17 protein-coding genes are annotated in these 18,311 nt (G+C 62.5%); 7 read left to right on the forward strand and 10 right to left on the reverse strand.

Features of this window, described 5'->3' with window-relative positions:
* The first annotated feature begins 148 nt into the window (after positions 1-148).
* Together J3D46_RS19440 and J3D46_RS19445 are read left to right on the forward strand one after the other, a co-directional pair.
* On the forward strand, positions 149-1,189 hold the full coding sequence (locus J3D46_RS19440) for a M4 family metallopeptidase (protein ID WP_231341891.1): 1,041 nt from the start codon (positions 149-151) through the stop codon (positions 1,187-1,189).
* 82 nt (positions 1,190-1,271) lie between these two features.
* Positions 1,272-1,574 (forward strand): protealysin inhibitor emfourin, encoded by a 303-nt coding sequence (locus tag J3D46_RS19445; protein WP_231341878.1) that lies wholly within the window; start codon positions 1,272-1,274, stop codon positions 1,572-1,574.
* Between the two features lie 14 nt (positions 1,575-1,588).
* Here J3D46_RS19445 and J3D46_RS19450 read toward each other — a convergent pair whose 3' ends face one another.
* Positions 1,589-2,557, reverse strand: a complete 969-nt coding sequence (locus J3D46_RS19450; RefSeq protein WP_231341879.1) for a GlxA family transcriptional regulator — start codon at positions 2,555-2,557, stop codon at positions 1,589-1,591.
* 81 nt (positions 2,558-2,638) lie between these two features.
* Between J3D46_RS19450 and J3D46_RS19455 the strand changes: the two genes are divergently transcribed.
* The 3 genes from J3D46_RS19455 to hrpA all read left to right on the forward strand — a co-directional run bounded on the left by J3D46_RS19455 (position 2,639) and on the right by hrpA (position 7,919).
* Positions 2,639-2,809, forward strand: a complete 171-nt coding sequence (locus tag J3D46_RS19455; RefSeq protein WP_200846779.1) for a hypothetical protein — start codon at positions 2,639-2,641, stop codon at positions 2,807-2,809.
* A gap of 159 nt (positions 2,810-2,968) precedes the next feature.
* On the forward strand, positions 2,969-3,961 hold the full coding sequence (locus J3D46_RS19460) for a YafY family protein (protein ID WP_253468559.1): 993 nt from the start codon (positions 2,969-2,971) through the stop codon (positions 3,959-3,961).
* Between the two features lie 13 nt (positions 3,962-3,974).
* Entirely contained in the window at positions 3,975-7,919 is a 3,945-nt protein-coding gene (hrpA, locus tag J3D46_RS19465; protein ID WP_253468560.1) for an ATP-dependent RNA helicase HrpA, read from the forward strand.
* A gap of 63 nt (positions 7,920-7,982) precedes the next feature.
* Here hrpA and J3D46_RS19470 read toward each other — a convergent pair whose 3' ends face one another.
* Genes J3D46_RS19470 through J3D46_RS19480 form a run of 3 tightly spaced genes read right to left on the reverse strand, consistent with a single transcriptional unit; the run spans position 7,983 to position 10,470 of the window.
* A complete protein-coding gene (locus tag J3D46_RS19470) occupies positions 7,983-8,411 on the reverse strand; it encodes an HIT family protein (RefSeq protein ID WP_231341882.1) in 429 nt (142 codons plus the stop codon).
* Entirely contained in the window at positions 8,408-9,556 is a 1,149-nt protein-coding gene (locus J3D46_RS19475; RefSeq protein WP_231341883.1) for an NAD(P)-dependent alcohol dehydrogenase, read from the reverse strand. Before J3D46_RS19475 ends, J3D46_RS19470 begins: the two co-directional genes overlap by 4 nt.
* Positions 9,553-10,470: a sulfurtransferase gene (locus J3D46_RS19480; RefSeq protein ID WP_231341884.1), complete on the reverse strand. Its 918-nt coding sequence runs from the start codon at positions 10,468-10,470 to the stop codon at positions 9,553-9,555. The genes J3D46_RS19475 and J3D46_RS19480 overlap by 4 nt, the downstream gene beginning before the upstream one ends.
* An 83-nt stretch (positions 10,471-10,553) precedes the next feature.
* Between J3D46_RS19480 and J3D46_RS19485 the strand changes: the two genes are divergently transcribed.
* Positions 10,554-11,636: a PLP-dependent cysteine synthase family protein gene (locus tag J3D46_RS19485; protein WP_231341885.1), complete on the forward strand. Its 1,083-nt coding sequence runs from the start codon at positions 10,554-10,556 to the stop codon at positions 11,634-11,636.
* Here J3D46_RS19485 and J3D46_RS19490 read toward each other — a convergent pair.
* The gene (locus J3D46_RS19490; RefSeq protein WP_231341886.1) at positions 11,633-12,286 is read right to left on the reverse strand and encodes an MBL fold metallo-hydrolase; all 654 of its coding nucleotides are present in this window, start codon (positions 12,284-12,286) and stop codon (positions 11,633-11,635) included. The genes J3D46_RS19485 and J3D46_RS19490 overlap by 4 nt on opposite strands.
* 94 nt (positions 12,287-12,380) lie before the next feature.
* Between J3D46_RS19490 and J3D46_RS19495 the strand changes: the two genes are divergently transcribed.
* Entirely contained in the window at positions 12,381-12,848 is a 468-nt protein-coding gene (locus tag J3D46_RS19495) for a Fur family transcriptional regulator (RefSeq protein ID WP_231341887.1), read from the forward strand.
* Here J3D46_RS19495 and J3D46_RS19500 read toward each other — a convergent pair.
* The 5 genes from J3D46_RS19500 to J3D46_RS19520 all read right to left on the reverse strand — a co-directional run bounded on the left by J3D46_RS19500 (position 12,845) and on the right by J3D46_RS19520 (position 18,240).
* On the reverse strand, positions 12,845-13,735 hold the full coding sequence (locus tag J3D46_RS19500; protein WP_231341888.1) for a metal ABC transporter permease: 891 nt from the start codon (positions 13,733-13,735) through the stop codon (positions 12,845-12,847). The two genes, J3D46_RS19495 and J3D46_RS19500, sit on opposite strands and share 4 nt — an antisense overlap.
* Entirely contained in the window at positions 13,736-14,587 is an 852-nt protein-coding gene (locus tag J3D46_RS19505; RefSeq protein ID WP_374110809.1) for a metal ABC transporter ATP-binding protein, read from the reverse strand.
* Between the two features lie 113 nt (positions 14,588-14,700).
* Positions 14,701-15,702 (reverse strand): metal ABC transporter solute-binding protein, Zn/Mn family, encoded by a 1,002-nt coding sequence (locus J3D46_RS19510; RefSeq protein WP_231341890.1) that lies wholly within the window; start codon positions 15,700-15,702, stop codon positions 14,701-14,703.
* A 118-nt stretch (positions 15,703-15,820) separates the two neighbouring features.
* Positions 15,821-16,891: a hemolysin family protein gene (locus J3D46_RS19515; protein ID WP_231338298.1), complete on the reverse strand. Its 1,071-nt coding sequence runs from the start codon at positions 16,889-16,891 to the stop codon at positions 15,821-15,823.
* Positions 16,888-18,240, reverse strand: a complete 1,353-nt coding sequence (locus J3D46_RS19520; protein ID WP_231338297.1) for a hemolysin family protein — start codon at positions 18,238-18,240, stop codon at positions 16,888-16,890. Before J3D46_RS19520 ends, J3D46_RS19515 begins: the two co-directional genes overlap by 4 nt.
* Positions 18,241-18,311: the final 71 nt, after the last annotated feature.

An 18,311-nucleotide genomic window follows, 5' to 3' on the forward strand; every position in this document is an offset into this window, starting at 1 on the left:
CCCCGCCAGTCCTGCTGGCGGGGTATTTTTGTCTGCCGGTGCCGCGCTATCAGTTCGGGGCTTGCCGGGCGTACACCGCAATATTGTCTGCGGCTGCTTTTAGGCTGAATCCAGTTGGACTTACCGATAGCCAAAGGGGTTTGCCGTGATGTGCTCGATCGTCCCGCCGTACATGCTTCGCAAGATAGCCGCCCAGCACGAGCCCCGGCTGCGGGCCGTCGCCAGGGCAGCCAAAGAGTCGCTGCTGCATATTAAGGACCTGCAGGCCACCCGCACAGCCCCCGTTCCGGCGGCACCGCCCAGTGCCCGCCAGACCAAGCCGGGACCTCCGAAGCGGACCATATTCGATGCCGAATCCTCGGAAACCCTGCCGGGGCGGGTTGTCCGGAAAGAGGGCGCGGGACCCGTCGGGGACGTAGCTGCAGACGAGGCCTACGAAGGGCTCGGGAGCACGCACCGCCTCTACAGCGATATTTTCGGCAGGGACTCCATCGACGACGCCGGTCTCGCCCTGGACGCGACCGTCCATTACGGAAAGCTCTACGACAACGCCTTCTGGGATGGATCCCAGATGGTCTTTGGCGATGGTGACGGCCAGATTTTTCAGCGCTTCACCAAATCCGTCAGCGTCATAGGGCATGAACTGGCTCATGGTGTCACGCAGTACACAGCCAATCTGGCATACCGCAACCAGGCCGGCGCGCTCAATGAGTCCATGTCGGATGTGTTCGGCGTCCTGGTGGAGCAGTACCTTAAACAGGAGCCGGCAGCGCAGGCCAGCTGGCTGATCGGCGAGGGCCTCTTCACTGACCAGGTGCAAGGTGCTGCCCTGCGCTCCATGAGGGCACCCGGGACCGCTTATGACGACGACGTGCTGGGCAAGGATCCCCAACCGGACTCCATGGATACGTACGTGCGGACAAGTGCTGACAACGGTGGAGTGCATATCAACTCCGGCATCCCGAACAGGGCTTTCTACGTGGTTGCCTCGGAGCTCGGTGGCAATGCGTGGGAGGCGCCGGGCCAGATTTGGTACGGCACCCTGACCAGCGGTTCACTCCCCGCGACGTGCACGTTTGGAAAGTTCGCCAAGACCACTGTGGCCACCGCTGGGGAACTCTTCGGTTCCGGTTCAGCTGAACATGACGCCGTCCTCAAGGCGTGGGAGACTGTGAAGGTCAAGGTTTAGTCACAGGGCGGGACCGGACAGTGCTTGTTTGTGGTCCCGCCGGCCGGCTGGCCATGGAATGTCGAACGAGAAGCAGCCGGTCATGAAGATCACCGTCCAACGCAGTGGGGGAATCGCCGCGATGACACGCGTCTGGAGCGTGGAGGCTGTCTCCCCCGATGAGAAGGAACGATGGGTTCCGATTGTTGAGGCCTGCCCGTGGGACGAAGCGAAAAGCCAGCCCCGTTCAGCTAACGAACCGGACCGGTTCATGTACTCCATCAGGGCGGGCCAACGCCGCGCCACCCTCCCCGACCGTGCCGTCACAGGCCCGTGGCAGGAACTGGTGGAGTGCGCCAAGGCTGAGGGCTCGGAGTCCCGTGGTCGCCTCGGGAGCCGGCGCTAACGGTCCCGGTTCCCCTAGACGGCCTCAGCCAGCTGCCCCCGGAAGGCACGCCGGTAACTCTGCGGGCTGGTATCCAGCACCTTGGTGAAATGATGGCGGAGCAGCACCGAATGCCCGAACCCTGCTTCCCTGGCGATCTCGTCAATGTTCAGTTCTGTGGTCTCCAGTAGCTCCTGTGCCCTCAAGACCCGTTGCGAATTGAGCCACGCGGCAGGAGTCGTGCCGGTTTCGGCCCTGAAGCGGCGCGCGAAGGTCCTGGGAGACATGTGGAGACGTGCGGCGAGTTCATTCACGCTGTGTTCCTCGTCCAGGTGTTCCACCATCCAACGCAGGAGCTCCTCCATGGGCGCTGAACCACAGCGCGGCATGGGGCGGTCGATGAACTGGGCCTGGCCGCCGTCGCGATGGGGCGGAACCACCATGTCGCGCGCGATGGCAGCGGCGACGTTTGCTCCCAACTCGACGCGGACGAGGTGGAGGCAGGCATCGATTCCGGCTGCGGTGCCGGCGCTGGTGATGATGGTTCCGTCCTGCACATAGAGGACGTTCTCATCCACGATGATGTCCGGATAGCGGCTGGCCAGGTCTTGCGAATAGTGCCAGTGCGTGGTGCAACGGCGCCCGTCCAGCAGACCGGCACGGGCCAGTGCATAGGCTCCGGAACAGATGGACATCACCCATGCGCCGCGCGCGTGGGCGGCCCGCAAGGCATCCATGACCGACTCGGGGACCTCTTGGTCCCGGCCGAAAGGCGCCATGATGACCAGGTCCGCATCGGCTGCTGCCTCAAGGCCCAGATTCACATGCAGTGAGAGGCCGGACTTCATGCGGATGTCCCCAGGCTCGGGGGCGACCACCCGGAAATCGAAGGCCGGAACTCCGGCGTTTCGGTCCGATCTGTCGATGCCGAAGACCTCGAAGGCCGTCCCGAATTCGAAGATCGAGAAGTTGGGTACAACGATCACCGCCACTGATTTCAACATAACTCCAGTGTGGCAGAAAATTGTCTAAATGGGGCATTTCTGCCACTGTTTCTTGGTCTGCCACAGGAGCAGGCTTGAGGCATGGAAATCTTCGGAATCATCCTCTTCATCGTCCTCATCACCGCCGTCGCAGCTACCATCTCAGCCCTGTTGAAGGATGGTCGCGGACACAACCCGCCCGTCAGCTCCAAGGAACCGTGGAGCGCCTTCGACGCTCCGAGCAGCCCGTACTGGAACCCCCGCATCTACTAGGGGCATGCCAGTCCACTGCAAGGTCCACCACGCCATAACCAACCGACGCCCGTCCGTTCAAGGAATTCTGCAGGATTCCCCCAATGGCGGGCGTCCCAATTTAAGGGCTGCATGTTTCCTGGCTCTCACGCCTCGGACACATGGACTAGATTCACTTGCATGATCCAAACCTCTGCCCGGTTGCTCCAGCTGTTGTCGCTGTTGCAGGTTCGTCGGGAATGGACGGGCCCCGCCCTCGCTGACCGCATGGGCGTTACCGAGCGGACGGTCCGACGCGACATCGATAAGCTTCGGAACCTGGGATACCCCATCCATGCCTCACCCGGCATCGCCGGAGGCTACCAGCTTGGAGCCGGCGCGCAGCTTCCACCCCTCCTCCTGGACGACAACGAAGCATTGGCGGTCGCCTTGGGCTTGAACTCGGTGGCCGCAGGTCCGGTAGCTGGAATCGGCGAGGCTTCGGTCCGCGCCCTGGCAAAGCTGGAACAAGTCCTGCCATCCCGGCTTCGTCCCAAGTTCGCCATGCTGAAAGCCGCTGTCACCACGCTTCCCAGCAACGCGGCGACAGTTGATCCCCAACAGCTGACCGTTGTCTCAGCCGCCATATCAGACCGGCGCCAGATTTCCTTTGACTACGTCAAGTCCGACGGCGAATCTGCGCGGCGGCTTGTGGAACCCTACAGGCTGGTGGACACCGGCCGCCGCTGGTATCTGGTGGCCTGGGATGTGGACCGCGAGGATTGGCGGACCTTCAGGGCTGACAGGTTCGCTTCCCTGCCGTCCGAACGCAAGAAATACTTACCACGTCCGCTGCCCGCGGAAGACTTGGCTGCCTACGTGCAGCAGTCGATCACCCGCTCGCCGTACAGGTTCGATGTCGTGGTGCGACTCCGCGCACCGCTGGCCGAGGTAGCCGCCGTCGTGAATTCCCAATACGCGACGCTGACAGCAGACGGCCAGAGCGCCACCATCCTGAGCTCCGGATGGGACAACCTGGCCGCACCGGCCGCGTATCTGGCCGCGCTGGACATGGACTTCGAGATCCTCGAGCCCGAAGAATTCAGGTCCTTCGCCCGGCACCTGTCCCGCCGGCTCACCGCAGCAGCCGGGACTGTGACGGAAGCAGCGGACGCAGGACCCCGGCCACAGTAGACTGGCAGCAGCCATGACACTTCATATTTCCTACCCCGCAGAGCTGCCCGTCTCCGAGCGCCGCGAGGATCTGATGGCGGCCATCGCCGCAAACCAGGTGACCATCATTGCCGGTGAGACCGGCTCGGGCAAGACCACCCAGATCCCCAAAATGTGCCTCGAGCTTGGCCTTGGAGACAAGGGCCTGATCGGGCACACCCAGCCGCGCCGCCTGGCTGCCCGCACGGTGGCCGAACGCATCGCGTCGGAGCTCGGCGTCGAGATCGGCCAGGAGGTCGGCTTCCAGGTCCGCTTCACCGGCGAGGTGAGCGCGTCCACCAGGATCAAACTGATGACCGACGGAATCCTCCTTGCCGAGATCCAGCGGGACAAACTGCTCCGGAAGTACAGCACCATCATCATCGATGAGGCCCATGAACGCAGCCTCAACATCGACTTCATCCTGGGCTACCTCAAGCGCATCCTCCCCCAGCGCCCGGACCTCAAGGTCATCATCACCTCGGCCACCATCGATCCCCAACGCTTTGCCAAGCACTTCGGAAACGACGAAGAGCCCGCGCCCATCATTGAAGTTTCCGGACGCACCTACCCGGTGGAGATCCGTTACCGTCCGCTGTCCCAGCCAGCCGGCGCGGACGAAGAAAGTTCGGACGACGAACTCGAAGAAGACCGTGATCCCCTGGATGCTGTCTGCGACGCCGTAGACGAACTCGCCAAGGAAGCTCCGGGCGATATCCTCATTTTCTTCTCCGGCGAACGCGAAATCCGTGACGCGGCGGAGGCCATCAATGGCCGCATCCAGACCAACCGCCGCCTGGCGGGGACCGAAGTGCTGCCACTGTTTGCCCGCCTAAGCCTCCAGGAGCAGCACAGGGTCTTCAACCCTGGTGGCAAGCGACGCATCATCCTCGCTACCAACGTGGCGGAGACATCCCTGACCGTCCCGGGCATCAAGTACGTGATAGACACCGGAACGGCCCGCATCTCCCGCTACTCGCACCGGACCAAGGTCCAGCGCCTTCCCATAGAGCGCGTGTCCCAGGCCTCGGCCAACCAGCGCTCCGGTCGTTGCGGCCGTGTGTCCGAAGGCATCGCGATCCGCCTGTACTCCGAGGAAGACTTCGAGTCGCGTCCCCAGTTCACCGACCCGGAAATCCTCCGAACCAACCTTGCTGCCGTCATCCTGCAAATGACGGCCATGGGCGTCGCCCGCGGACCCAAGGATGTGGAGAACTTTCCCTTCGTGGAACCCCCGGATTCCAGGGCTATTAACGACGGCGTCACTCTCCTGCGCGAACTCGGTGCCTTGAGTTCGCCCAAGGCGGCAGACGCCGGCAGTAACGGTCGCAGCGGCAGCGGGCTGACCGCCGTCGGGCAGAAGCTTGCCCAGCTGCCTGTGGATCCGCGGCTTGGCCGGATGATCGTGGAAGCCGGCAAGCGCGGCTGCGTCCGGGAAGTCATGATCCTCGCGGCAGCCCTCACCATTCAGGATCCGCGCGAACGGCCAACTGACAAGCGGCAGCTCGCTTCGGAGAAGCACGCGCGGTTCCGCGATGAGATCTCGGACTTTACGGGCTTCCTCAACCTGTGGAACTACATCCAGGAAAAGCAGCGCGAACTGTCTTCCACGCAGTTCCGCAAGCTGTGCCGCAATGAGTTCATCAATTACTTGAGGGTCCGCGAGTGGCAGGACCTGTTCACGCAGCTCAGGCAACTGGCCAAGCCCTTGGGCATCGCGTTGGACAACAAGCGCGAGGCCGATCCCGTAGGGAACTATGAGGGCATCCACATCAGCCTGCTGTCCGGGTTATTGAGCCACATTGGCCTCCTCGATGAGCGCAAGCGTGAATATGCGGGGGCCCGCGGCAGCCGCTTCGCCATCTTCCCCGGCTCAGCCCTGTTCAAGAAGTCTCCTGCGTTTGTCATGGCTGCGGAGTTGGTGGAGACGAGCCGCCTTTGGGCGCGTGTCGCCGCGAAGTTCGATCCCCTGTGGGCCGAGCAGGTAGCCCCGGACCTGGTGAAGCGTTCCTACAGCGAACCCCATTGGTCTTCCCGGCAGGGCGCCGTCATGGCCCATGAGAAAGTCACGCTGTACGGCGTGCCGATCATTCCCAACCGGCGGGTCAATTACGGGCGCGTCGATCCCGAGCTCTCCCGTGAGCTGTTCATCCGCCACGCCCTGGTGGAAGGCGAATGGAAGACGCACCACAAGTTCTTCCACCGCAACCGTGCCTTGCTCCAGGAGATCGAGGAACTCGAGACCCGCATGCGCCGGCGCGACATCCTTGTGGACGACCAGACGCTGTTCGAGTTCTACGATGCACGCGTTGGCCCGGACGTTGTCTCCGAGAGGCACTTCGACAAGTGGTGGAAGGATGCCCGCCACGCGGATCCCAACCTCCTGGACTTCGACCAATCGCTGTTGATGAGCGAAGACGCCGAGGCACTGGACGACTCCGCATATCCGAAGACCTGGCTGCACAAGGGCTTTGAACTCCCCCTGAGTTACGAGTTCCATCCCGTGGCGCCGGGATCGGCACCCAACCCATCCGATGGTGTCACCGCCGAGGTTCCTGTGTTGTTCCTCAACCAACTCGATGATGCCCCCTTCCGTTGGCAGATTCCGGGGCAACGTGCAGAGCTGGTGACGGCCCTCATCAAATCGTTGCCTAAGCAGGTGCGGAAGAACTTCGTCCCTGCCCCTGATGTGGCCCGGCAGGCCACGGCCGCCCTGGAGGCAGACTTCGACCCCGCCGCAGACGACCTCGAAGCGTCATTGGAACTCGTACTCCGCCGGCTCCGTGGGCACGTCATTCCGCCCGGCTCATGGAATTGGGATGCAGTACCGTCCCACCTGCGCGTGAGTTTCAAAGTGGTCGACAGCAAAGGCAAGGTGCTGGACGAAGGCAAGGACCTCGCCGAACTCCAGGAGAAGCTGGCTCCTGCCACACGCCGCGCCATAGCGGAGTCGCTCGGCGCCACTCCCGCAACGACGTCGCGCGCCAAGGGTGGCAAGGGAACCGGCAGCGCCAACAGCCAACCGTCGACGGCGGCCGTTACCAACGCAACAGCTGGCAACGGAGCGGTGGCGGAACGCAGCGGAATCACCGAATGGGACTTCGGCACCGTGGAGCGTCAGGTCACACGCACCGTGAAGGGCCATGACGTCACTGGCTTCCCTGCTGTCGTTGATGAAGGCAAGTCGGTCGCCCTTCGGGTATTCCAGACCAGGGCTGAACAGGAAGCCGCCATGCGCGGTGGTGTCATCCGGCTCCTGGCGCTGCGAATTCCGCCCCCGGACCGATACGTGCTGGAGCACCTGAGCAACATGGAAAAACTGACCTTCAGCCAGAACCCGCACGGCTCCGTCAGCGCGCTGATCGCGGATTGCGCCCTTGCTGCCATCGATAAGTTGACGCCGCAGGACTTGCCGTGGGACAGGCCGTCTTTCGATGCGCTGTATGAAGTAGTCCGGGCAGAACTGATCGATACTGTCTTCACGGTGACTGCCGTCGTCGAGCGCATTTTGGCTAGTACGCGCCGCATCCAGAAAGAGCTCAAGTCCAACGCCAGCCTGCCGCTGATCACTGCCCTTAATGACATGAAGAGCCAGCTGGAACAACTGGTCTTCCCCGGCTTCGTGGCACAGACGGGCTACGCACAACTCAGCCAGCTGCCCCGGTACTTGCAGGCTATCGAGAAGCGGCTGGAAAAACTGCCGGGAAACGTCCAGCGTGATGGCCTGAATATGGCGATCGTACAGGCCCTGGAGGACGACTACGACGACGCTGTTTCTGCGCTGCTTCCCGGACGCAGGGCAGGGACGGAGTTAACCCGCGTGCGCTGGATGATTGAGGAACTGCGGGTGAGCCTGTTCGCCGTGGAGCTGGGCACCGCCTATTCGGTGTCGGAAAAGCGCATCCGCACGGTGCTCAACCAGGCCCTGGCCCCCGCCTAGCGGCAGACAAAGGAAAACCCGGCGGAGCTGATTAAGCACCGCCGGGTTAACTTGTCCCGGAGCTCAGTCTTCGGGGACAGCATCTCCGTGTCCGGCCGTCCGGAGTGCGGCACGAAGCTTTACTGCCGTGGCATCCATCACTGCGGGGTCCGGGTTGTGGTCTACGTTGTGGACTTCAAAGTCCGCGGTGGAGTAGGCCGGCCACACATGCACATGCAGGTGCTCCACCTCAAACCCCTCCATGAGGACGCCCACGCGCTTGGCGTCGAAGATCTTCTCCTGGACCTTGCCAATGCTCTGGGCGACGTCCATGACTTTGGCCAGGAGTTCCGGGCTGGCATGTGTCCACGAGTCCACTTCTTCGCGCGGCACCACCAAGGTGTGTCCGTGCGTGAGCGGAGCGATGGTGAGGAAGGCGACCACATCCTCGTCCTTCCACACGAAGCGGCCGGGGATCTCGCCATTGATGATCTTGGTGAACAGTGTGCTCATGCGTCTGCCCTTTCCGATGGTTTCTGAAGTGTTGCTGTGTCCAGCACGAAACGGTACTTTACGTCACCGGCAACCATGCGGTCGTAGGCCTCGTTCAGCTGTTCGGCCCCCACGATTTCCACGTCGCTGGTGACTCCGTGTTCCGCGCAGAAGTCCAGCATTTCCTGAGTTTCCGCAATGCCGCCGATCAACGAACCCGCGTAGGCGAGTCGGCGGCGGATGAGCAGGCCCGGGCTGACCGGCGGCATGTCGTCGGCAGGAAGGCCCAGCTGGAACAGCGCCCCATCCAGGCGAAGCGTCCGGAAGTAGGGGTTGAGGTCGTGCGGCGCGGCGACAGTATCAATGATGACGTCGATGCTCCGGTTGGCAGCCTCCATGGCGTCGGCGTCCATGGAGAGAACCACGTGGTCGGCACCAAGTTCCCTAGCGGCGTCGAACTTGGATTCGGAGGTAGTAAACACAGTGACTTCCGCCCCCATGGCCTTGGCGATCTTGACGGCCATGTGCCCCAGTCCGCCCAACCCCACAACGCCTACGGAGTCGCCTTCTTCGACGTCGAAGTACCGCAGCGGGGAGTAGGTGGTGATTCCTGCGCACAACAACGGCGCTGCCGCAGCGGGGTCGAGGGCTTCTGGAACGCGCAGCACGAAGCGCCTGTCAACCACCACCGACGTCGAATAGCCGCCTTGGGTGACCGCGTCACCGTGACGGGGGTCGGCAGCGCCGTACGTGCCGATGTTGCCCCGCTCGCAGTACTGCTCCAGGCCATCGAGGCAGCTCCCGCATTCGCGGCAGGAGTCCACCATGCAGCCGACACCCACCCGGTCACCCGGCGCAAAGTCCTCCACTGCGGTGCCCACGCGGGTTACCCGGCCAACTATCTCGTGGCCAGGGACCAGCGGGTAGGGGGGAATTCGCCACTCCCCCCGCGTCGCGTGCACGTCGGAGTGGCACAGGCCGCAGAATTCAACCGCGATCTCTACGTCGTCCTCAGCAGGTGCACGGCGGGAGACAGTCAAGGGAACCAGGCCACTATCGGGGGACGTAGCGCCATAGGCTGCAGCAAGGGTTTCCTTACCGGTTTCGCTGGTGTTCAGGGTGATGGGTTTGGCAAGGGGCGGGGGCACAGGGCGTCCGGGGGTCATGATCCGACGCTACTCCCGGCAGCTGTGCTTGTGCCACTTGCGCCAGCGTGATCAGGGGCACCCTCAGGGCCCTCGTCAAAAGGATCGCTTCCAACGGCTACGGGATTCGCGGCGTTGTTGGACCATTGCGAGAAGGATCCCGGGAACAATTCCGCCCGGTAACCAGCAATCTCCAGAGCCGCGATCTCGTGGGAAGCCGTCACCCCGGAGCCGCAATACACGGCAATGCGGGCTGACCCATCCACGCCCAGCTCCTCGAAGCGTCGTTTCAGTTCCTCCGCCGGCAAGAAGGTCCCCTCGCCCGTGACGTTTGCCGTGGTCGGTGCGCTCACAGCGCCCGGAATGTGTCCCGCCCGGGGGTCGATCGGCTCCACTTCGCCGCGGTAGCGCTCTCCCGCCCGGGCGTCCAACAGCACGCCGTGGCTGTGCCACTGAGCCGCTTCCTGCTCGGTAATCGCTGGCATGTTGCCCGCGCCCAAGAGGACATCTCCGACGGCGGGAGTCACCTCACCGGATTCCACCGGGTAACCCTCCGCACGCCAGGCCGCCAAACCGCCGTCGAGCAGGTAGACCGAGGAAGCCCCGGCGTTGCGCAGCATCCACCAAACGCGTGCTGCAGCCATGCTGCCGCTGTTGTCGTACGCAACCACTGTGTCGCCGTCGTTGATTCCCCACTTTCGCGCGGTCTCCTGGAAGTGTTCGCGCGACGGCAACGGGTGCCGGCCACGGCCGGGCTGCGCGTGGTCTGCGAGCTCAGTGGGGAGGTCCACGTAAACTGCGCCGGGCAGGTGCCCGGCCAGGTATTCACTATGCCCGTCAGTCCGTCCCAACACCCAGCGGACATCCAGGAGCACAGTGCGCTCCCCGGATTGGAGGCGCTCGTGCAGTTGTGACGAACTGATCAGCGTGGACATAAGTTCTCCTTCGTTCCGGCGGCCGGTCTCCCCGCGCAGCTGCTGGTGCTGCCGCCGCCCGGAATCCAGCCTAGGCTTATCCAGTGAGCAATTCGTGCATTCAGGACAGGGCATGGGCCAGCGAGGCCATCCGCAAGATCGAGGCTGAGAACAACCGCTCGGCGGACACGCACCTTTACGCGGTTCCCCTCCCGGAACATTGGGGGGTCCAGCTGTATCTGAAGGATGAGTCGACCCACCGCTCGGGCAGCCTCAAGCACCGCTTGGCGCGATCGTTGTTCCTGTACGGCCTGGTCAACGGATGGATCACGGAGGGCACCACCATCGTGGAAGCCTCCAGCGGCAGTACTGCCGTGTCCGAGGCTTACTTTGCGCGGCTGATTGGCTTGCCCTTCATCGCCGTCATGACCAAAACCACCAGCCCCGAGAAGATCGCCCTGATCGAGGACTTTGGCGGCGCGTGCCTGTTGGTGGACCATGCTTCGGAGGTCTATGCCGTGGCCGAGGAAACCGCCCAAACGTCCGGCGGCTACTACATGGATCAGTTCACATATGCAGAACGCGCCACAGATTGGCGGGGCAACAACAACATCGCGGAGTCGATTTTCGACCAACTCGCCCTTGAGGAACACCCGATTCCCGACTGGATCGTGGTGGGCGCGGGCACCGGTGGCACCAGCGCGACCATTGGCCGCTACCTGAGGTACAACCGCTACCCCACGCGCCTGGCCGTAGTGGACCCGGAAAACTCCGCCTTCTACCCCGCTTGGCGCGACGGCGACACCGCCGCAGCCACGGGCCTGCCATCACGAATCGAGGGCATCGGCCGTCCAAGGTCTGAACCCAGTTTCGTCCCTGCGGTGATCGACCACATGATCCAGGTGCCCGACGCCGCGTCCGTTGCCGCCATGCGCCATCTCCGCAAGCTCACGGGCCTGCACGCAGGGCCCTCCACCGGGACCAACCTGTGGGGCGTCTGGCAGTTGGTGGCCGGGATGGTGGCTGAGGGGCGTCAAGGCAGCATCGTTTCACTGATGTGCGACAGCGGCGACCGCTATGCAGGCAGTTATAACGACGCCGGCTGGCTGGCGGCCAAGGGCTTGGATCCTTTACCGCACGAAGCAGTCCTGGAGCGGTTCCACAACACGGGGGCTTGGACCGGCTAGACCTCTACTGAGTCGCGCGGCGCAAGGCGTTCGTAGCTGGTCCCGTAGCGGGCGCCGATTCGGGTCACGTGGCCCTCCACGATGCCACGTCCCAGCTCATTGAGCAGTGCGTCATGGACCGGAAACGCCCTGGGAGCGCGGACTGAGATGACGAAGTCCACCACCTCGCCCACCTTGGACCACGGGGCATGGATGGGCACCAGGAGGGTTTTGACGTCAATCCCGTCCGGGACGACGAAGGAGTCCCCCGGGTGGAACACATTTTCATCCACCAAGTAGCCGATGTTCGCCACCACCGGGATTTGCGCGTGGATTACCGCGTGCTGGCCGCCGAACGTCCGCACGCTGAATCCTGCGGCTTCGAAATCAGAGCCGGGCTCCACGGCGTGCACCCGCTCGGCCACGTCGCCATCTTCCCGCAATGCCGTGGCAATACCAGCAGGAGCATGGACTTCCAACGATGGATTGCTCCGCATGGCTGCCAGAACGGCCGGACGGTCTATGTGGTCATTGTGCTCGTGAGTGACAAGTACGGCGTGGGCCCCGCTCAATGCTTCCTCCGATTCGGAAAACGTTCCAGGATCAATGACCAGGACGTTTCCCTCCTTCTCCAACCGGACACAGGCGTGGGTGTACTTGGTGAGCAGCATGTCCTCAGCCTAGGACCACCGGCTGACAGTTTCCAACCCTGCCCTGCTGGTAAAATTGGGGTTTGCCAGCATCCCCACGGAAGTGAGTCTTTCCATGCCACACGGCACCAATTCCGCCACGACCGGCCCTGCGGCGCCGGCCACCAGCGGTGTCAAGGAGCAGCGTGTCACCAAGCAACGCTTGGCCGTCAGCGCCGCACTGGACGAATTGGATGACTTCGTCAGCACCCAGGAGCTATACCGGTTGCTGCAGAACAAGGGCATTTCCGTGTCGCTGGCCACTGCGTACCGCATCCTTCAGTCGTTGGCCGATGACGGACTTATTGATGTCCTCCGCAACGGCGAAGGAGAAGCGGTCTACAGACGTTGCGCTGTCACGGGACACCACCACCACTTGCTGTGCCGCAACTGTGGGAAGGCAGTGGAAGTGGAAGCACCCGCCGTCGAAACCTGGGCTGCACGAACTGCCGCCGAACACGGTTTCACTGAGGTGGCCCACACCGTCGAAATCTTCGGACTCTGCCCGGAGTGCACCGCGAAAAAGGCTGCCGGCAAGCTCTAGAGTGCGCCCGCGGGCTGGTCCCGTGACACTCGGCCGTTAAGCCCCCTGTTGGTCCGGACCCGTCCAATGACCCGGCACACCACGTAGATCAGGAATGACAAGGTGGTGACGTAGGGGCTGATGGGGATCCGGCTGCCGAGGGCCAGGAGGATGCCTCCCACAGTGGCAGTCATCGCGAATACCACGCTCAGCAGCACCACCAGGCGAGGCGAAGTAGTCACGCGCAGCGCCGCAGCCGCGGGGGTGATAAGCAATGCAAGCACAAGCAGCGCACCGACAATCTGGATGGACAGCGCCACGCTGATGCCCAGCAGCACCATGAACCCGATGGCCAGTCCCCTGACCGGAACGCCCCGGGCTTCAGCCATTTCGGGGTCCACGCTGGCGAAGCTCAGCGGCCGCCAGATAGCAGCCAACGCTGCCATCACCACCACCGCTGTCCCGGCAAGAACCTGTAACTGGACGGTGTCCACGGAAACAATCTGACCGGTCAGCAGGCCGAATTTGTTAGCCGCACGGCCCTCATACAGCGCTAGGAACAAGATGCCCAGGCCCAGGCCGAACGGCATGATCACGCCAATGATCGAGTTCTTGTCCCGCGCCCTCACGCCCATGAATCCAAGCAGTACTGCTGCAGCCACCGAGCCAATCAACGAGCCAAAAATGATGTCGGCACCAATCAGCAAAGCAAACGCAGCACCGGCAAAGGACAACTCGGAGATGCCATGGACCGCGAAGGCAAGGTCCCGCTTCATGACGAAAGTGCCAACCAAGCCACCCAGCAACCCCAGTACCGCACCGGCCCAGATGGAGTTCTGGACAAGCACCAGCAACTCGCCATAGTTCTCGAAGTTGAAAATGGTTTGCAGGATGTTGTCGGGATCCACTTAGAATTCCTCCCCGGCATTAGCGTGGGCTTCGTCGTGGAAGTGAGTGGTTGCGTCGGGAAGACCGACGACGACGATCCTTCCGTTGGTGTGGATGACCTCCACATGGCTGTCGTAAAGCTCCGAAAGGACTTCCGTGGTCATGACTTCCTGCGGCGTCCCGACCCGGAACTGGCCGCCGGCCAGATAGAGGACGCGGTCAACATAATCCATCACCGGGTTGATCTCATGGGTCACGAAAACCACTGCGCTGTTGCGCTCATGGCACTGCTTGTTGATCAGCGAACTCACGCCCTGCTGGTGGTGAAGGTCCAGCGAAAGGAGCGGTTCGTCGCACAGGAGAACTTGCGGCTCCGTGGCCAGCGCTTGCGCCACCCTGAGCCGTTGCTGCTCGCCACCGGACAGTTGCCCCACCGGAACCTTTGCGTAGTCCGATGCCCCCACCAACTCCAGCAATTCGTCGACACGCTGGTTGACCTTTCCTGCAGACAGCCGCATGCCCCAGCGATGCCCATCAATGCCAAGGCCCACCAGGTCCCGGGCACGCAAAGGCGTATCCGGAGCGAACGACTTTTGCTGCGGAATGTAGCCGATGCGCTTACTGCCGCGCTCCACGGGGTGACCACCGAGAGTCACTGATCCGGAGTGCAGCTCCTGAAGTCCGAGGAGGACTTTCAGGAAGCTTGTCTTGCCACTGCCGTTCGGGCCAAGGACTGCGAAGAACTCTCCCGGATTAATGTCCAGATCAAGATCCCGCCAAAGCGTCCTCTTGCCGAACTGCAGGCTCCCTCCGCGGAGGCTCACTACCGGTGTCAAAAGTTGTCCTCGATCCACGCGCTCCGGGGAACGCATTCTGATGCCGCTCGTGTTCGCGACTGGGTGGTGGCAGCAAAAGGCCCCGCAGCCATCCCTGAATATCTTAGGACGCGGGCGGGGCCCTTCACCGCAATTTGATGCTGGTAAAGCTACTTCTTCAATGCTGCAGTGACGGCTTCCACGTTGTCCGTCATCCACTGGACGTAGTCCTTGCCGTCAGGCAGGGTCTCCGTGAAATTCACCACCGGCACACCCGCAGCCTCGGCGGCCCGCTTGACGGCTTCGGTCTGGGGTCCTTCGGTCTGTTCGTTGTATGCCAGGAACCGCACGGAGTTGGCACTGACCAAGTCCGTGGTTTCCTTCAATACAGCGGCCGGGACATCGGTTTCCTCTTCAATGGCGGCGCTGTAGGCCTCGGGAGTCTTATTCTCCAGGCCCGCCGCTTCCAGCAGATACAGCGGCACGGGCTCAGTGACCGCTACCGGCGCGTGCTCGTTGGCCGCCTTGACGGCGTCGAGTTTTCCAGTGAGGTCAGTGAGCTTGGCTTTGAACGCGTCGGCATTGGCCGTGAACGTCGCGGCCGATCCCGCATCCAGGCTGCCAAGTTTGGCGGCAACTGCGTCGGCCACCTTGCCCATGGTGGCCAGGCTGTACCAGACGTGTTCGTTGAACTCACCGTGATTGTGCGCGTGGTCCGCATCGCTGTGGGCTTCCTCGCTGTGTCCCTCTCCTTCCGGAGCAAGCCCGGAAATTTCGACTGCGCTGATCATGTTCTCGTGGCCGACCTTGGTTTCATCAGCAATCTTGTGGAGGAACTCGTCATAGCCTCCGCCGTTCTCCACTACGAGCTTTGCCTTGGAGATGACCAACTTGTCCTGGGCAGATGCCTCATAGGAGTGCGGGTCCTGGCTGGTCTTGGTGATGATGGCGCTGACGTTGACTTTATCCCCACCGATTGCTTTCACTACGTCGCCGTAAACATTCGTGGAGGTGACCACCTCGATGGCGCCGGACGATGACGGATTGGTGGCCCCAGCCGTACCGGCACAAGAAGAAAGCAGGAGGGCGGCAATACCTGCGGAAGCGGCCATGGACAGGCGGGCGGCGGAACGACGCACGAGGACCTCGGATCTACTCAAAATGAGAATCAAACACAATTACTGGCAGGTTCCAGTGTAGCCCTAAATAGGAATGATTCCTATTTAGACAAGACTGGCGCCGATCGGTTTCGATCGGCGCCAGTCTGTTCTGTCGTTCCACTACGTTCGTTTATTTCGTTTGCTGGTCTCCGTAGCGGCGGATGCCGGTCGCCTGCGTGGCGTCGCGAATCTCGCCAACCAACTGTTCAATGACGTCCTCGAGGAAGAGGACACCCTGTGTTTCTCCGCCAGTGCCGATAACACGGGCAAGGTGGGAGCCGGTGCGTTGCATGACGGACATTGCCTGCTCGATCTCGTCATCCGGCGCCAGGTTGGCCAGAGAGCGGATGCGCCCTTCGGCGATGGGATGCCTTCTGCCCTCATCCGGGATGGACAGGATGTCCTTCACGTGCAGGTATCCGGCGAGTTCGCCGTCGTCGTCCACCATCGGGAACCGGGAGAAGCCCGTACGGCTGACCGCCTTTTCCAGGTCCACCGGGGTGGAAGTCGTCTTCAGCACCACCAGCTTGTCCAGAGGAACCATGATGTGCGAGGCCGTGTGCTCCGAGAACTCAAGGGCACCGCTCAACAAGCCTGCTTCGTCGTCCACCAGGCCATGGCGTGTGGACTCCTGCACGATCGACTGCACTTCCTCCAGCGTGAACGACGAGGACACTTCGTCCTTGGGCTCGATCTTCATCAGCCGCAGGATGTGGTTGGCCAGCCAGTTCAGCGACCAGATGATCGGGTTCACCACGCGTGCAATGAACATCAACGGGGGTGCCAACACAAGCGCAGCTTTGTCCGCCACGGAAACCGAAATGTTCTTGGGAACCATCTCACCAAAGGTGACATGCAGGAACGTGACGAACAGCAGGGCAATCGCAAACGCGATGACGTCCGCGAGTTCCACCGGAACGCCAACCAGCTCAAGAGGCTCAGCCAACAAATGGTGGATGGCTGGCTCGGCAACCTGAAGGATCAACAGGGAGCAAACAGTGATACCCAACTGGGCACAGGCGAGCATTAGCGAAACGTTTTCCATGGCACGCAGTGTTGTCTGCGCCCGCTTGGACCCGGCTTCAGCCAAGGGCTCGATCTGGCTGCGGCGTGCCGACATGACGGCAAACTCCGCGCCCACGAAGAACGCGTTGCCGATCAGGAGAACGACGAGCCATACGATTCCTACCCAGTCGCTCATACGGCACCCGCTTCATGGCGCGGCTTATCCGCATGCTCTGCTGTGGACTCGTCCACCGCCACATGATGGAAACAGATCCTGTCAATCCTCCGGCCATCCATCCTGGTCACAGTGAGCGTCCCGCCCACTGTGTCCACGACGTCGCCCGTCTTCGCAATGCGGCCAAGCTGGCTCATGACATACCCGCCCACGGTTTCATAGGCAGACTCGTCAGGAACGATGAGATTGGGGATCTGCTCCGACACTTCGTCCGGCCTCAGCAGCCCCGGGAAGTACCAGTCACCGGACGCGCTCTGCAGCACTCCCGGACGGACCTTGTCGTGCTCGTCAGCGACTTCGCCGACGATCTCCTCCACCAGGTCTTCCAAGGTGGCGATGCCCGCTGTTCCGCCGTATTCGTCCAGCACTACGGCAAGCTGCAGGTTGCCTTCGCGCAGTTCGGACAGCAACGCATCCAGGTGGATCGTCTCAGGAACCTGGAGGACGTCGGTCATGATCGCTCCGGCCTCCAGTTTGGCCCGGCGCTCGGCCGGGACAGCCACGGCCTTCTTGACGTGCACCACACCGCGAATGTCGTCCGTGGAATCACCGATGACAGGGAACCGTGAATATCCGGTTCGCCGCGCGGCGTCGAGGATGTCGGCCACCGGCTGGTCGGCGTCGATCGTTTCCATGCGGATGCGTGGCGTCATGACGTCAGCGGCCGTGCGCCCGGAAAAGTTCAGGGTCCTGGCCACAAAGTTGGCCGTACCGGCATCCAAAGTCCCAAGCTCAGCTGAACGCCTCACCAGGGAAGCGAGTTCAGCGGGGGTCCTTGCCCCGGAGATCTCTTCCTTGGCTTCCAGGCCAAACAGGTTCAGCACCTTGTTCGAGAAACCATTCAGGACAACGATGGCCGGTTTGAAGACGGCCGTAAACATCAACTGAGGGCGGGCCAACCGCTTCCCCAAGGGAAACGCCAGGGCAATGGCCATGTTCTTGGGAACCAGCTCACCCAAAAGCATCGACAGGAGCGTGGCGAACGCCATCGCCACAATCAATGCCACGGAATGAACCACTTCAGCCGGGAGGCCCAGCAGGCCGAGGGGCCCCAGGAGCAACTGCCCAACGGAGGGTTCCATCACGAAACCCGTCAACAGCGTTGTCAGGGTAATGCCAAGCTGGCAACTGGAGAGCTGGGTGGAGAGCGACTTGAGGCACTTCAGCAGCGGGGCGGCAGCGTGGTCGCCGTTGTCAACCGCACGCTGAACGCTCGCCTGATCCAACGCAACCAGGGAAAACTCAACTGCTACAAAGAAGCCGGTGCCCAGAATCAAGGCGAAGCCGGCCAGAAGAAGAATCCATTCCACTTAGCGCATCACTCCATGAGTGGGCGCGTGCAATGGGGGGAACACCTGCGGCGCGGGGAGTCGCCCCGGCG

Source organism: Paenarthrobacter sp. A20, assembly GCF_024168825.1.
GTDB lineage: Bacteria > Actinomycetota > Actinomycetes > Actinomycetales > Micrococcaceae > Arthrobacter.

Bases quoted from the DNA above. Each gene is read 5' to 3' on its own strand.
- J3D46_RS19440 (WP_231341891.1), top strand. From the start codon at position 149: ATGTGCTCGATCGTCCCGCCGTACATGCTTCGCAAGATAGCCGCCCAG.
- J3D46_RS19515 (WP_231338298.1), bottom strand. From the start codon at position 16,891: ATGAGCGACTGGGTAGGAATCGTATGGCTCGTCGTTCTCCTGATCGGC.
- J3D46_RS19490 (WP_231341886.1), bottom strand. From the start codon at position 12,286: ATGCTGCTCACCAAGTACACCCACGCCTGTGTCCGGTTGGAGAAGGAG.
- J3D46_RS19505 (WP_374110809.1), bottom strand. From the start codon at position 14,587: ATGCGTTCCCCGGAGCGCGTGGATCGAGGACAACTTTTGACACCGGTA.
- J3D46_RS19445 (WP_231341878.1), top strand. From the start codon at position 1,272: ATGAAGATCACCGTCCAACGCAGTGGGGGAATCGCCGCGATGACACGC.
- J3D46_RS19480 (WP_231341884.1), bottom strand. From the start codon at position 10,470: ATGTCCACGCTGATCAGTTCGTCACAACTGCACGAGCGCCTCCAATCC.
- J3D46_RS19460 (WP_253468559.1), top strand. From the start codon at position 2,969: ATGATCCAAACCTCTGCCCGGTTGCTCCAGCTGTTGTCGCTGTTGCAG.
- hrpA (WP_253468560.1), top strand. From the start codon at position 3,975: ATGACACTTCATATTTCCTACCCCGCAGAGCTGCCCGTCTCCGAGCGC.
- J3D46_RS19475 (WP_231341883.1), bottom strand. From the start codon at position 9,556: ATGACCCCCGGACGCCCTGTGCCCCCGCCCCTTGCCAAACCCATCACC.
- J3D46_RS19455 (WP_200846779.1), top strand. From the start codon at position 2,639: ATGGAAATCTTCGGAATCATCCTCTTCATCGTCCTCATCACCGCCGTC.
- J3D46_RS19470 (WP_231341882.1), bottom strand. From the start codon at position 8,411: ATGAGCACACTGTTCACCAAGATCATCAATGGCGAGATCCCCGGCCGC.
- J3D46_RS19450 (WP_231341879.1), bottom strand. From the start codon at position 2,557: ATGTTGAAATCAGTGGCGGTGATCGTTGTACCCAACTTCTCGATCTTC.
- J3D46_RS19495 (WP_231341887.1), top strand. From the start codon at position 12,381: ATGCCACACGGCACCAATTCCGCCACGACCGGCCCTGCGGCGCCGGCC.